The sequence below is a fragment of the Salinactinospora qingdaonensis genome, assembly GCF_039539445.1.
Classification (GTDB): domain Bacteria; phylum Actinomycetota; class Actinomycetes; order Streptosporangiales; family Streptosporangiaceae; genus Salinactinospora; species Salinactinospora qingdaonensis.
Genome location: NZ_BAABDD010000020.1, coordinates 44,297 through 57,182, shown reverse-complemented (window position 1 = coordinate 57,182; position 12,886 = coordinate 44,297). Strand labels below are relative to the sequence as shown.

The following is a 12,886-nucleotide window of genomic DNA, read 5'->3' as shown; positions in this document are numbered from 1 at the left end:
TAGGAACATGCACACCCGGGCCTGACCTAGGGCAAGGAGCAAAGCCGCTTTGGTGCCCGGCAGGTCCGGAAGATGTGCTCCCTCAATCGCGGCCGCAGCGAACGGAGACTCGATCCTCGATGGTCGTCGCCTTGTCCGAGCCGGATCTACATGACGCCCTACCTAGCGGCGCCGGCACCGCGAACCTTCACAGCTATCTGAGAGAACGTTTCGCAAACAGCACAGCAGCTCTGGTGACAAGCGCTGGAGCGGGTCTGGGAACCGACCTTGGGCCACTGGTCGAGCAATGCTCTCAGCTCGACCGGTCACGCCCCTTCTCCCCAGCCGTGTTCGTCGCTCACTATGCGCTCTTGGACGCGATCAGCCGTAGCGACGTCGAGGAGGTACGTGCCGCTGTCGCCTCCCTGGAAGCTTTAGACGCCCACGGCTGGTATGCCCAGGGGCGTACCGTCGATACGGTTGGCGCCACCAGTTGGGAAGAGCCCGTGCTGGCCAGACTGCGGGCACACCCCGTCCCAGACCGGTTCGGCCGGATGACCGTCATCGAACCGTTGCCAGAGGAGGAGTTGGCCAGCTACCAAGCCGAGGTCGAGCAGGCTCTCGCGCTCATCGAGGAAGCTGATCCGCAGATGCGGGCCGAAGTCGAAGAGCTCGTCCGTCATGTGTGTATCTCGCGTGGCTCGGGTGTGACAGGCGCGACCAGCCTTCAGTTCTTCGGCGCTGTGTTCCTGCGCGAGCCCTATCCGGAGTACCACCGGGTGATGTACTTCTTCGAACACCTGGTCCACGAGACGTCGCACCTGAAGCTCAACGTCATTCACACAGCGGATCCGCTCGTGTTGAACCCTGCCGACGAACTGCACCAGTCACCGTTGCGCCGCGACCCAAGGCCGGTGATGGGCATCTTTCACGCCCAGTTCGTGCTCTCCCGGCTCGTGCACATGTACCGCCGAGCCCTCCCGCTGGTCGAGGCCCCGATTTTCGCCGAGCACGCCAAAACCATCGAAGACAAATACCGGCGGGGGATCGGCACGCTCAACGAGGTTGGACGCTTCACCGAAACGGGCCGCGCCCTGTTGGACAGCATGACCAGCATGGCGGAATGACCAATGGGCCGTATCGTCTCTGACACCTCCCGGGTTACCAGCCCCAGCGCGTTTCGCGAGCACTTCACCACTAACGGCTTCAGTGTCGTCGAACAGCTCTTTGACGAGGAACTGTTCTCGGCCATGCGCGCCAGACTCGATGACATCCTCGCTCGACGCACGGACTTCCCCGAAGAAGCGTTCAACACCGAACGCCACCTGAGCAGCGACAGCACCGAGCCTGTGGTGCGCAAGCTCAAGGACGTGGCCCACAACGACGCTCTCTTCGCCGAAGCGGCCCGCCACGAGCGGATACTCGATCTGGTGCAGGAGATCACCGGACCGGACATCAAGCTGCACGCCTCCATCGGATGGATGAAACCCCCGCACATCGGCTCCCCGAAATCACCTCACCAGGACGCTGCTTACTGGACCCACATCGAACCACCCGAATTCGTGGTCTGCTGGATCGCGATCGATCCCGCCACACCCGACAACGGCTGTCTCAACTTCGTCCCGGGAAGCCACCAGCGAGGGATCTTCCCCCACGCGATGCTCGAAGAGTGGCGCGTGCCTGAGGAGGAGGTCCCCTACGACCAAGCCGTTACGGTGCCCGTACCTGCCGGCGGAGCCTCGTTCCACTCCGGGAAGACGGTCCACTGGTCCGGCCCCAACCACTCGCCGTACCCACGACGCGCGCTCTCGTTCGCCTACATGAGTGCTCAATGCGTCCTCACCGAGCAGTGGCAGGGCAAGATGAGATTCGACCTGGTGCGGGGACGCTCCTATGAGGGATGCGTATGAGCGCCGGCACGGCACCACTCCAACACTTCTTCTGGCTTCTGCAACGCTTGGAGCCGGAGTCGGTTCTGGACATCGGGTGCGGCGGTGGAGATCTCTTGGCCCTCTGTCGAGACGCCGGTATCCACGCTCATGGCATCGACCGAGGCCCACACAACGTCCGCCGGGCCTCAGCCAGAGGATTGCACGCCTACGAAGGCTATGCCGAGAAGCCGGACTTCGCCGACAAAGCCGTCGAATGGGCAGTACTACGCCACGTTCTGCACCACACACCCAACACCGAGACCGTCTTGAGCGAAGCTCTGCGCATCGCCAAGCGCGGCGTCGTCATCGCTGAACCGTGGGCTGACCTCAGCGTGCCCTCGCAACGCCTCGCCCACGAAATCGACCGTTGGTCCAAAAGCGTCCACCAAGCCCTTGGCTACTACCACCGTCCAGGACTGGACCTCCCCGAGATACTGGCCACGTTTCCCGGATATCCGCCTATCCAAACCACGGTCGACTACTTCACGAATCTGGCCCCCGTCTCACCCAAGACCATGTTCGACCGGATGGCCGACTTCATTTCCCGTCTGCCTCGGAACCATCCTTTGAAAGACCAAGGCGAAAACCTGAGACAACGTGCAGCGGAGAGAGACGTCAGTGCAATGGGTTCGATGCTGCTAACAGTAACCATCAAAGGCCCTTCGCTGGCAGAATCGGTTGTCCCCGGCCGCTGATTTCCGTCAAGGACACCCCCCGAAAAAGCATCGTGGCGTGTACCTGTATCTACGAGAAAGCCGGGGTTCGGTTGCAGGAGAAGGGAAAAGGGAGGGTGTACAGCATTCCAGTCTGGTCTCACCAAGCACCAAGACCTACAACATGGTCCACGACCCCAAGAACCGCGATACCGACATCGTCGAGCTGCGGGAGATCCACCGGGCGATCGATGAGGCGGTGGTGCGGGCCTACGGTTGGGATGACCTGCTGGCTCAAGGGCTTGGCCACGACTTCCACGAGACACGGCAGGGCACCCGCTACACGATCGGTCCAGCGGTACGTATTGAGATCCTGGACCGGCTGCTGGAGTTGAACCACGAGCGCTACGACGCCGAGGTCGAGCAAGGGTTACACGAAAAGTCCAACAAGAAGGGCACTGCCCCGGATGCGCTCTTCTAAGCTTTTCCGGGGCATTCCCGCTGCACCTAAAAACGCTCGATCTCCACGAGAAAAGCGCGCCACTCCTGAGGGGGAACCGAAAGATGGCCTAGTTGGCGATTTTGAGTGTCGCGAACCTGTACGAGACTTCCATCGGTTCTGCACTCGACACAGTTAACATTCTCCGCGGTGGTGTAGCTTGACTTGTGCCAGTTATTGTCCATTGATTTCGTTTCCTATTTCGCTAAGAAGTTCGATGGTTTGGCTGGTCGGTAGAGCCTCTGCTTGCAGAGAGCCAAAAATAGAAGACATACGGTTGGCTTCCGGGCCGGTCACAACATGCATCCCTGAGCGATGCTCCTCGTGCCCGATCATTCTACCGTCCTGAAGGGATATCACTCGAAACGGGCCGGTGGGGTTTGGGTGAGAGGGAGTGTACAGTGGAATGATGCCCAGCCTTATCTTCTGTTTCTCGACCAGGGTGTGAAGATGGCTGAGCTGATCCCGGTGGATCGCACGAGAACCGACAACCCTGCGGATGGCCTGCTCATCGAGTACGAAGGATAAATCTGCGCCCTCGACAGAGGGAAGTCGAGAAACTCGGGAGTTGACAAGCTTTTTCAGTTCCGCGTCTTCCCATTTTCCAAACTTGGTGTTTCTTAGGATCGACTCGGCATAGCCAGGGGTCTGCAAGAGCCCCGGGATCACCGCGTTATGAAACTCCTTGATCTCGGTAGCATCCTGCTCCACGGCTTCAAATTTTCGCCACCGCTCGGGGATGTCCCGCCGGTTGGTTATCTCTGACCAAAGTTGGAGCAGCTCTCCACCAGCATTGAGGATCTTATCCATATCCTCAGCGTGCTTATGGCGCGGTGAACGTGTGCCGTTCTCGAAGCTGCTGATCGTTGCGGGCGAAAGAAAGGTCTCGGAAGCGAGTTTCCGCTGGGTGAGTGCTGCGGCCTCACGGTGTCGTCGCAGCTCGTGTCCCCAGCGCTGCCAAGCTGAGCCATTCATGTTCACATTGTTCACGAGAGCTCGACGTATGTCTACAGGAAGCTGTGAACACGACAAGACGCTGAACCTTATAGCTATTAAGCAGGGTGTGTTGGAGTGTGTACTCCGGAAGCACGAGAGCCCCCGCGGCCGATGGCGGCCCGGGGGCGTGGTCCCAACCTGAAAGAGGCAGGTGGAACATGTTCAAGCTTATCCGGAACCACTACCGAGCGCAGCGGGTGCGTTGCCTGCTGTGGATGGGGCGGTGATGGCCGTGACCGCGACCGAGGACGTGCCGCCCCGATCGCTGCCGGAGACCCGGCTGTCGGACCTGCCCGTCAAGCTGCGGCCGACCGCGCGCCGGTACGGCTACCTGTGGCAGATCCGCCACCATCCCGAGCGCCGCATGGCGCCCTACAGCGCCCGCCCCCGCTGCGGCGAGGGACGGACCATCCACACCGACACCGTCAGCATGCTGGAGCGTGTCCTGGCCATGGTCGAGCGCCGGCTCGACGAGATGGACGCCGACGACTGCGACTGCCCCGACGAGTGCGCGTGCCCCGAGGCCCCGGAAGACTCAGAACCCCCGGAAGCGACCGACTCCACCGGGGAGAGCCCCGAGCGTCCCGACTCTCCGCCCGCGGCACCCGCCGAGCCGGCCGAAACGCCCCAGCCGACCCCCTAGAGCCCGCCCACCCACCCGGCCCACCCCCCACTCCCCTCCTCCGGGGTGGGCCGGGAGGCTACCGCTCATTGATGCCTGGAGCGAGGGTGGCGTGAGGGTTCTTCCGTCGCTCGTGCTTCGATCGCTGCGCGATCTCAGCAGCCTGGGTGGGCTGTGGTTGGGGTGGCGTGGGAGGGTTTTTCCGTCGCTCGTGCTTCGATCGCTGCGCGATCTCAGCAGCCTGGGTGGGCTGTTCTCCTGGAGTCTGCCTGTGCGCCCGGTCCATTCCACTGGCACCCGCCCGTGCGCCCGGCCCGCCCTGCTGGGATTTGTCCCTTTCCCGGCCCATCCCCTTAGCATCTGTCCCTCCACCCGGCCCACCCCCACCAACTCTCCAGGGTGGGCTGTGGCTGGGGCAGGTGCTGTGGCCCCACGCCCTCTGGGGCGCCCATAGATCGGCTGCGCCTTGGAGGGGCGCCGCCCACCGCTGTATCCGCTGTATCCCGCGTTACAGTGACGCACCGCGCTCGAGCACCCTTCCGGGGTAGAGCGAGCTTCTAAGTCAGAGCAAGGTCCCGTGCTACAGCGGCGTTCCGTTGCCCCGGTGGCCGCCCGTGTCGTTTCCGGCAGCCTCAGCCACGGCGCCTCCTCAGGCTGCTGAGATCGCGCAGCGATCGAGGCACGAGTGAACGCCAAACTTCCGAGCATGGCCTGCGCTGGGGGCAATGAGCGGCAGCCTTCTGGCCTACCTTAGCCATGGCGCCTCCTCAGGCTGCTGAGATCGCGCAGCGATCGAGGCACGAGCGAACGCCGGGTCCCCAAGCACGGCCCACCCCAACCCCTCCGGGGAGCAGCTCTCTGCGGCGAGCCACGAGCCCGCGGCGGATCTATTCCGCGTTTTCAGTCGAAACGCGGGCTGTTCTCCACGATCGGCGATGATAGAAGGCTTGCGAAGTCGGACCTACGTGTCACCGGTTCGGGGGCGGACAGCGGTGTCCTCGGCGCGGAGAGCGGCTGAGATGCGTAGCAGCAACTTTTTGAACTCGTGGCCGGTGAGGGCTGCGTCTTTGAGTTGCTGGAAGTAGTTCGCGTAGGCGTTGATCTCGTCTGCCGCGTCGAGTCGTTGTTGGGCGGTGAGGGACTCGATGAGTACGTGGTCGTCGTAGAGGATGAAGTTGGTTAGCGGGAAGACCGGCATCGCTGCCGTGAAAGGGATGACCCCGATCTCGACATGGGCATAGTCGGTGAGGGCGAGCAGCCGGTCCAATTGGCCAATGAGTGTTTCGGTCGTTCCGAAGCGGGTGTGCAGTGCCGCTTCGCCCATGATGATCTGAATGTTCTGATGTGGCTGATAGAGGGCCTGCTGGCGTTCCATGCGTTTGCCGACGAGGGCGTCGATCTCGTCGGGGGTGACTCCGGCCGATGCGGGGCCGCATGGGCGGGTGAGCACGTCGCGGGCGTAGGCGGCGGTTTGCAGCAGCCCGGGAACCAACGCGGGTTGGAACTCCGCGATCCGGGTGGATGCCGCGTCTTCGCGCGTGGTGGTTTCCTGCTCGGCGACGGCTCCGCCGTGCCTGCGGTACCGCTGCCCGAAGGTGGCGTATTCGATGCGGGCCGCACTGGCGAGTTCGCGCAGTTCCTCCAGTTGTTCCTGGGATGCGCCGACAGCCTCGGCCCACTGGTCAAGGTCGTCGTCGGTGGGGCGTTGGTTGCCCTGTTCCAGTTTGGAGACGCGGGTCTGGTGCCAGCCCAGGTGGCGCGCCAGAGCGCTGCCGGAGGGGAACGCAGCAGCGCGTAGCTCGCGAAGCCGACGGGCGAGCATCGCTCGTTGCGGCGTGATCGGGGCCGGCACTCTGCTGCGTCCTCCTGGTTCTGCCTTAACGCGGGTGGTAGTCCCGCCATGGTCGTGACTGCGCCAGCGCGGCGTCGCGGATGGCGCAGGCGTCGACGATGCGCTGCACATCGGTAACTGGTTCGGCTTCGAGCCATGCGCCGTCCGGCGCATACCGCATCGACCATAGCTGCCGTGCGTCGATGAGCCAGAAGTCGCTCCCGGAGGGTACGTCAGCGGGCCATTCTCCGTTAGGGGGTACGGGAATGACTCGCACCTCCTCTCCGGCCTCGACATTGGGGGCATAGGAGGCGAGCTCGAAGCGCATGTAATCGGTCAGCGGCTCGGTCACGACGTGCACCCGCTGGGCGCGGCAACCGTCCCTGACCCGCCGTTGGATGTGTGCGCACCACTGGCGTAGCTCTTCGGTCGGCGTGACCGTGCCGCTGCGCCGCCATTCGGCCAGGGCCTCGTCTTCGCTGCTGCCGGAGTAGCGTTGCAGCGTTTCCAGGCGAAACAGCGAGTAGCGGAAACCGGATAGGGCTTTTACCAGCTCGTCGATACCGGGCCGGGAGTCCTGCCGCGTCGTCATTGTGAGCCTGCCTGGTAGAGCCGGGCCGCCTCCAGGATGATCTCGGGCTTGATCAGCACTCCGTTCTCGCCGGGCAGCACGTTCTCCATGTTGGCGAAGGTATCGGTGTCCATCGCCAGTCCTTGCACGGCCAGCATGCCGTTCTCGGCGAGGTAGACGCTCTGGCAGCCAGTGGGGTTCGACTCCGGGTCTTTGCAGAGCTTCTGAAGGTGCACGACAGCCTCCCGAGCTGGTCGAAACAGTAACCCCACTATATTCGCTTATTTCTCGGTTGACTGCCTACTGGCCTTGATATCAATCTCCATTTAACCTTGAATCAACCTTGATTACTGCTAGCGTGTGACTGATCCGCACGGCTCTCCCTGCTGCGCACCGTCAAGGCAGACGCTCTAGATCCTGTTTTTGAACGGTCGGGGCACGGGACTATGGGGGTGTTCGTCGTCCGCTCGTGCCTCGACCACTGCGCGACCTCGCCAGCCTGCGGGGCGACAGCGCAGGTAGCTTCCCCGCTTGCGCCCACCCGTCGGCCCTTCCGAGGGCGGGTACCGGGACGGTGCCGCTCATCGACGCCTGAAGCGGGGTTTCGCGTAGGTGTTGCTCTCGTCGGTCGAGTCGAGTCGTCGCCGGTACGCCGTGTGCGACCCCACCCACCACACGCACGGCCACCTCGCCTTCCCCGCATGAGTTCTCAAAAATCAGCAACTTAGAGCAACTCTGTAGTTTGAATTCCTCGGCGAGGTTAGCTTGGGACCTGATGTCCCCTTGTAGTGATTTTGGGGACGCATTTCCAGGGCCTGTCCAAGGAGGTAGAAATGAATGGTGACGGCGGCAACTAGGTAGCGTATGCGAAGGGCCGGGAGCGCATTTCACTCCTGGCCCTTCGCTTGATCTAGTCCGGCTGAATCTTGCTCAGCCTCAGCGGTGCAGTGATCTGATGTGTTCGGCGGTTTTGGTGAGTTGCTGGTCGTCGGCGCGCCGGTGGTCGTGGGAGGAGATGTAGCCCTGGTAGCGGTCGAAGTAGACATCCACGGATGACTTGACTGGTTGCCAGGCGTCGCCTTGGTTGCCGGCCGTTCCGTGCATGGGGAAGAGTTTGGCGTGGGCGTGGTCCACTCCGTAGCCCTCGTACATGATCGCGGTGCGCGCCACGTCCGGATAGGCCGTGTCCAGGAGTCGGGCGACCTCGCCGGCGGCCAGGTGCAGACTGACGAAATCGTCCTGGGCCATGTCGATCACGTAGCTCGGCCGGTGCGCTTTCGGCGCCACGACTGAGAAACCCTCGGTGTTGGGAAAGATCGACAGGAAAGCCAGGTGCCGGTCATCCTCCCAGATCCGGTGACATGGCGCCTCTCCTGCGACGATCCGGCAGAAGACGCAGTCGGCCGTACGTTGGTCACTACTCAACGGACTCTCCTCGGCTTGCATATTCTGATCGTGAAGTTTGCCCGGAGTAGGCTCCACAGGTATTGCACGCGGGGTTGAGTTCCGCTTCCTGCCAGTCCAAGAGAAGTTCGTGGGTCCATACTCCGACCCGCCTGTTCAGCGACCGGGCAGTGCCGAAACGCCCCAGGTGTCTGAGGGCGTCGAGACTCGCCAGGCTGGAGGCGAGCATGTTGACCGGCCCATTGGACGGCGCCTGATACCGATGGTTGATTCGTGAGATCACGGCGGAGAGTTGCGGATCATCAGCGGGCTCACGTGCGATGATCCGCCGGCAGTCCCAGCAGCCACTCACGCCGGGAACCACGAGGGGACCCCAAACCGCTATGTCGTTCACGTAACAGACGTTCATCCAGGTCTGCCCGGCTCGCACACAGTGGGTGTTGACGAGGTCGGTAAGGCCGGGGGTATCAGCCGAAACCACCACGAGATCCACGGCAGGCAGCGATTCCAGGTCGTCCAGGGAAGCGATTGCCTTCTCGAGGTGTGTCACCTCTACTGTGCTGTTCCTGCGTGCGAGCTCCCGAGCCAGCACAGTGCTTTTGAGTTCGCCGACATCGGACTCGGTGAACATGTACTGCCGTGTCAGGTTGCTCAGTTCGATCCGGTCGTCGTCGACGAGGGTCAGGTGCCCGATCCCGCTCGTCACCAGGGTGATCGCCATGAGATTGCCGATTCCACCGCATCCAAGGAAGAGGACATGGCTGCGGGACAGCCGATCCTGGACCTCGCGAGCGCGGGTACCGGAGAGTTCGTAGAGCAGAGCGGGGCGACTGTAGCGTTCGTCGTAACCGAGAGTGTCGTATGGGATCAGGTAATTGCCCTGAGATAGTATCCGCATCGCTTCAGTGGCTCGTGTTTCCGGAAGACCGCACACCTGCCTGAGGAACACCCTCGCTTCGTTCACGGTCCGGGGAACGGAATAGTAGTCGGCGAGGCGGGCTAGTGGCTCCCACAGTTCCTTGTCGGTGATGACCTGCTGAATCGAGCCGAAGCCAAGGTACATTCGCTCATTTTGAACACCAATCCGGACGTATGGAGCAAGAGTATGGCGTGGATCACTCTTCTTGACCATGGCCTCACCCATAGGAGTCCCTTTTCCGGTGAAGGTGGAGAGATATCTTTAGTCGCAGCCTAAGCATCCGGTGGGCTGAGAGAAGAGGATTGCTCAGAATTGCTCATGCAATGGCTGCTGCACTCTGGCGAACCGTGTCGAGCATCGAGAGACTAGAACCATCCCAAGAAGAGGAGGAACATGAGGCTGCACAATATCGGGACGACATCGCAGAATGGTGGATGCCCTACGCTGTACGAGACGGACAACGGTGACATCGTGGTCCAGGGATACCGGTTGACCGACGCCGAGGCTGTGGCACAACTGTCCAATGTCCTGCCTGGCGAGGAGTTCGTCGTGGTCCCCCGTGAGTTGCTCACCCGCTTTGCCCCCAAGGAATGACATGTCTGATCTCGTCAGTGGTGAGGAGTTCGAGGACCTGTTCCGCGCGTATCGCTATACCGCTTGGCGGCTGGAGGTGCGGACCCACTACGGCAAACTCGACGAGGATCAGCCGTTCCAGGAGTGGCTGGCCGGTAAAGATCCGGGGATCGAGTGGTTCAAGCCCTGGCTGCGTATGGTGCGCGAGGAGTTAGCCACCGGCAAGCGGATGGAGCGGGTACGCATCATCGACGACCCGCCGTCGGAGTACCTGCGGTGGGAGTTGTGGGGAACCCCATACAACCTGGGCGTGGGCGAGGACATCAGGTATCTGCCTCGGGAACACCCGGTTGTGGCGCACCTGCCGGACTACGACTTCTGGGTGTTCGACAGTCGTACGGTGGCCCGGCTGCGTTTTGACGGGGACCGTTTCCTCGGAGCCACGCTGACGGAAGAGCCGCATACCGTACTGGCGGCATTGCAGGCGCGCGACGCGGCGTGGCATCATGCGCTCACCTACCAGGAGTATCTGGCGACAAGGGTGGAATGACCGATTACCAGACAGCTCGCGTGTCGCTGGGCGTGCGGTTGCGTGAGCTTCGAGCCGACACAGGGCTGTCTGGGCGCACCCTTGCGCAGCGCTTGGGATGGCATCCGTCGAAGATCTCCAAACTGGAAAACGGTAAGCAGACCGCCACCGTGGATGATCTGCGCGCCTGGAGTGAGGCGTGTGGACAGCCCGGCGCAGTCGATGGGCTCCTCGCCCAGCGGCGTTCGCTGGAGACCCACTATGCGAGTTGGCGCCGTCAGCTCGCCGGCGGTACCGGGGCACGTCAGGCCGCGTTCGGTGACCTAGAACGCGGTGCCCGGCGAATCCGCGTTTTCGAGGCGGCGTGTGTGCCTGGATTACTCCAAACGGCCGAGTACGCGCGGTATATAATCCGTCACGGCATCCGGCTGCATAGCACGCCTGATGACCTCGACAATGCCGTCCGGGCGCGAATGCGGCGCCAGAGTATTCTCAACGAGCCGCACCCCATATGCCACATTCTCATCTGGGAGCCGGTACTGCGGATGCGTCTGTGCCCCGCGGATGTGATGGTCGAGCAGGTGGACCGCATCGCGGAGTCGATCAAACGGTCGCGGCTCGATATCGGAATCCTGCCCACAGATGCCGAGTTGGACGTCGTCCCTTCACACGGTTTCTGGATCTTCGACGAGGACCGGGTACTGGTCGAGACGGTCAGCGCCGAGTTGTGCCTTACCGACCGCGACGCGATCGCTCCCTACCGTCAGGTATTCACAAAGCTGTCTCGGGTGGCTCTTCGGGGCGTGGCCGCCCAGCGACTCGTGGTGCGTGCACGCCATGCCCTGACCAACGATCCGGAAGACGGATAGAGCCGCCCGGAGAGAAGCGGTGACCGTTGGTCGTAAGCCGAACTTCCCGTGAGCGCTGTCCCCGCCGACGGTTCCCCGTCCCTTCACAATGCCGGGGCCACCGGCCACGGCTGACAGCGCGCGACGGGCGCGAAGAGGAAAAATCTCGGATCTGCCGCAGTACGGCCGAATACGCGCGGTACGTAATCGTCACGAGTCGGGCGCGGCCTCCCGTATCGGTTCGCTGGACCAGACGGTGTCGAGAGGAAAAACGAACAGCCGTTCGTCGTACTGGTAGCGGTAGCGCCCCATGTTGATGACCGCGCCGCCGATGAAGTCCTCGCCGAGGCGGTCACGCAGCATCCGCAGCCCCCGGAAGTCGGCGTCGGAGACCTTCTCCGCGGCCTTGACCTCGATTCCCGCGACCAGACCCTCGTCGGTCTCGATGACGAGGTCCACCTCATGCTGGTCGCGGGTACGCAAGTGGGAGAACCGCACGCTCTCCTGCGCCCAGCCGCCCTGCTTGAGGATCTCGTCGACGACGAAGGTCTTCACGGCGTGGCCGAACTCGGTCAGGGTGGCGGGGCGGCGGCGGGCGAGCTTGCGTTCGGTGATGCCCATCAGGTGGCAGGCGAGCCCGCTGTCCACCAGATGCACCTTGGGAGAGCGGCCGACCCGAGTCGACAGCGTCCGGCTGAACGCCTCCAGCCGGTGGACCAGGAACACCGACTCCAGGAGGGTGATGAAGTCGCCAACCGTTCTCGCCTCCATCCCCAAGTCCGAGGCTATGGCGCTGGCGTTGAGCACGCCTCCGGTACGCGAGGCCAAAGCGCGAAGTACCGTGGGCAGCGCACCACGTTGCCGGACCCGGCGGATCTCCATGACGTCGCGTTCGATGACCCGCTCGACGAAGTCGCTGAACCATCGACGTCGGTCGGCGGGTGCCGACCGGTTGACCGCGATGGGGAACCCGCCGGCGAGGATCACCTGTTCGTAGTCGGCGCGGGTGAACGTCGACCTCGTCGGCCCGAGAAGGTTCTCGGGGGCGGTGAGAAGCTGGTCGAGGAAGGTTTCCCGTTCGCCGCGCAGTTCACCTTGGGACAGCGGCCACAGGGTCATGACGTGGACCCGTCCCGTCAGAGACTGGCTGGCTCGGGGAAGCATGTCGTAACGGGTGGAGCCGGTGAGCAGGTAGCGCCCCGGCCTGAGGTCTCGGTTGAGTTCGGCCTTGATCGCCGACAGCAACTCCGGCGCGTGCTGGAACTCGTCGATGCACACCGGTTCGGCGTTGCCCGAGACGAAGGTCGCCGGATTGTCTGAGACCACCTGGAAGGTCTCCACATCGTCGAGATCGGTGACCTCGACGCCGTGTGTTTTGGCGTAGTTGGCGAGCAGGGTGCTCTTGCCGACCGTGCGGGCTCCGGTGACGACCACGACGGGCTCCTGTTCGAGACGTCGTGAGACGACGGATTCCAGATTCCGCTTGAGAGCTGCTCCGTGTTGGTCAGTCAACCGCGTGTCCAGGGAAATA

Annotated in this window: 16 protein-coding genes; 8 read left to right on the top strand and 8 right to left on the bottom strand. The window is 62.9% G+C overall.

The features are described 5' to 3' along the window. The first annotated feature begins 233 nt into the window (after positions 1–233). The 4 genes from ABD848_RS18365 to ABD848_RS18350 all read left to right on the top strand — a co-directional run bounded on the left by ABD848_RS18365 (position 234) and on the right by ABD848_RS18350 (position 3,044). The gene (locus ABD848_RS18365) at positions 234–1,106 is read left to right on the top strand and encodes an aKG-HExxH-type peptide beta-hydroxylase (protein ID WP_344973836.1); all 873 of its coding nucleotides are present in this window, start codon (positions 234–236) and stop codon (positions 1,104–1,106) included. A 3-nt stretch (positions 1,107–1,109) separates the two neighbouring features. Beyond that, positions 1,110–1,889: a phytanoyl-CoA dioxygenase family protein gene (locus ABD848_RS18360; RefSeq protein ID WP_344973833.1), complete on the top strand. Its 780-nt coding sequence runs from the start codon at positions 1,110–1,112 to the stop codon at positions 1,887–1,889. Continuing rightward, positions 1,886–2,605, top strand: coding sequence for a class I SAM-dependent methyltransferase (locus ABD848_RS18355; RefSeq protein ID WP_344973830.1), 720 nt, complete (start codon positions 1,886–1,888; stop codon positions 2,603–2,605). The genes ABD848_RS18360 and ABD848_RS18355 overlap by 4 nt, the downstream gene beginning before the upstream one ends. Before the next feature lie 142 nt (positions 2,606–2,747). Then, on the top strand, positions 2,748–3,044 hold the full coding sequence (locus ABD848_RS18350; RefSeq protein ID WP_344973824.1) for a hypothetical protein: 297 nt from the start codon (positions 2,748–2,750) through the stop codon (positions 3,042–3,044). Between the two features lie 26 nt (positions 3,045–3,070). Here the strand turns inward: ABD848_RS18350 and ABD848_RS18345 are convergent, their stop codons facing one another. Further along, positions 3,071–3,247, bottom strand: coding sequence for a DUF397 domain-containing protein (locus ABD848_RS18345; protein ID WP_344973818.1), 177 nt, complete (start codon positions 3,245–3,247; stop codon positions 3,071–3,073). After that, positions 3,237–4,052: a helix-turn-helix domain-containing protein gene (locus ABD848_RS18340; protein WP_344973814.1), complete on the bottom strand. Its 816-nt coding sequence runs from the start codon at positions 4,050–4,052 to the stop codon at positions 3,237–3,239. Before ABD848_RS18340 ends, ABD848_RS18345 begins: the two co-directional genes overlap by 11 nt. Positions 4,053–4,290: 238 nt before the next feature. On the opposite strand from ABD848_RS18340, the gene ABD848_RS18335 reads away from it, so the two are divergent. Next, positions 4,291–4,701, top strand: a complete 411-nt coding sequence (locus ABD848_RS18335) for a hypothetical protein (RefSeq protein ID WP_344973812.1) — start codon at positions 4,291–4,293, stop codon at positions 4,699–4,701. A 940-nt stretch (positions 4,702–5,641) separates the two neighbouring features. On the opposite strand, the gene ABD848_RS18330 is transcribed toward ABD848_RS18335, so the two are convergent. The 5 genes from ABD848_RS18330 to ABD848_RS18310 all read right to left on the bottom strand — a co-directional run bounded on the left by ABD848_RS18330 (position 5,642) and on the right by ABD848_RS18310 (position 9,630). Then, positions 5,642–6,532, bottom strand: coding sequence for a helix-turn-helix domain-containing protein (locus ABD848_RS18330; protein ID WP_344973809.1), 891 nt, complete (start codon positions 6,530–6,532; stop codon positions 5,642–5,644). 25 nt (positions 6,533–6,557) lie between these two features. After that, positions 6,558–7,103: a DUF6879 family protein gene (locus tag ABD848_RS18325; RefSeq protein WP_344973805.1), complete on the bottom strand. Its 546-nt coding sequence runs from the start codon at positions 7,101–7,103 to the stop codon at positions 6,558–6,560. Beyond that, the gene (locus tag ABD848_RS18320) at positions 7,100–7,318 is read right to left on the bottom strand and encodes a hypothetical protein (protein WP_344973802.1); all 219 of its coding nucleotides are present in this window, start codon (positions 7,316–7,318) and stop codon (positions 7,100–7,102) included. Before ABD848_RS18320 ends, ABD848_RS18325 begins: the two co-directional genes overlap by 4 nt. A 700-nt stretch (positions 7,319–8,018) precedes the next feature. Next, on the bottom strand, positions 8,019–8,507 hold the full coding sequence (locus tag ABD848_RS18315) for an HIT family protein (RefSeq protein WP_344973799.1): 489 nt from the start codon (positions 8,505–8,507) through the stop codon (positions 8,019–8,021). Next, positions 8,500–9,630: a HesA/MoeB/ThiF family protein gene (locus ABD848_RS18310; protein ID WP_344973796.1), complete on the bottom strand. Its 1,131-nt coding sequence runs from the start codon at positions 9,628–9,630 to the stop codon at positions 8,500–8,502. The genes ABD848_RS18315 and ABD848_RS18310 overlap by 8 nt, the downstream gene beginning before the upstream one ends. Positions 9,631–9,798: 168 nt before the next feature. On the opposite strand from ABD848_RS18310, the gene ABD848_RS18305 reads away from it, so the two are divergent. From ABD848_RS18305 to ABD848_RS18295, 3 genes are read left to right on the top strand one after another with little or no spacing between them, the layout of a single operon-like run. Then, positions 9,799–9,999, top strand: coding sequence for a hypothetical protein (locus ABD848_RS18305; protein ID WP_344973793.1), 201 nt, complete (start codon positions 9,799–9,801; stop codon positions 9,997–9,999). 1 nt (position 10,000) lies between these two features. Further along, positions 10,001–10,528: a DUF6879 family protein gene (locus tag ABD848_RS18300; RefSeq protein WP_344973790.1), complete on the top strand. Its 528-nt coding sequence runs from the start codon at positions 10,001–10,003 to the stop codon at positions 10,526–10,528. Continuing rightward, a complete protein-coding gene (locus ABD848_RS18295) occupies positions 10,525–11,376 on the top strand; it encodes a helix-turn-helix domain-containing protein (RefSeq protein ID WP_344973787.1) in 852 nt (283 codons plus the stop codon). Before ABD848_RS18300 ends, ABD848_RS18295 begins: the two co-directional genes overlap by 4 nt. A gap of 189 nt (positions 11,377–11,565) precedes the next feature. Here the strand turns inward: ABD848_RS18295 and ABD848_RS18290 are convergent, their stop codons facing one another. Then, positions 11,566–12,867 (bottom strand): ATP-binding protein, encoded by a 1,302-nt coding sequence (locus tag ABD848_RS18290; RefSeq protein ID WP_344973784.1) that lies wholly within the window; start codon positions 12,865–12,867, stop codon positions 11,566–11,568. Positions 12,868–12,886: the final 19 nt, after the last annotated feature.

Excerpts from the sequence above, each read along its gene's own strand:
- ABD848_RS18305 (WP_344973793.1), top strand. The coding sequence starts at position 9,799 with ATGAGGCTGCACAATATCGGGACGACATCGCAGAATGGTGGATGCCCT.
- ABD848_RS18350 (WP_344973824.1), top strand. The coding sequence starts at position 2,748 with ATGGTCCACGACCCCAAGAACCGCGATACCGACATCGTCGAGCTGCGG.
- ABD848_RS18325 (WP_344973805.1), bottom strand. The coding sequence starts at position 7,103 with ATGACGACGCGGCAGGACTCCCGGCCCGGTATCGACGAGCTGGTAAAA.
- ABD848_RS18360 (WP_344973833.1), top strand. The coding sequence starts at position 1,110 with ATGGGCCGTATCGTCTCTGACACCTCCCGGGTTACCAGCCCCAGCGCG.
- ABD848_RS18295 (WP_344973787.1), top strand. The coding sequence starts at position 10,525 with ATGACCGATTACCAGACAGCTCGCGTGTCGCTGGGCGTGCGGTTGCGT.
- ABD848_RS18310 (WP_344973796.1), bottom strand. The coding sequence starts at position 9,630 with ATGGGTGAGGCCATGGTCAAGAAGAGTGATCCACGCCATACTCTTGCT.
- ABD848_RS18345 (WP_344973818.1), bottom strand. The coding sequence starts at position 3,247 with ATGGACAATAACTGGCACAAGTCAAGCTACACCACCGCGGAGAATGTT.
- ABD848_RS18300 (WP_344973790.1), top strand. The coding sequence starts at position 10,001 with ATGTCTGATCTCGTCAGTGGTGAGGAGTTCGAGGACCTGTTCCGCGCG.
- ABD848_RS18355 (WP_344973830.1), top strand. The coding sequence starts at position 1,886 with ATGAGCGCCGGCACGGCACCACTCCAACACTTCTTCTGGCTTCTGCAA.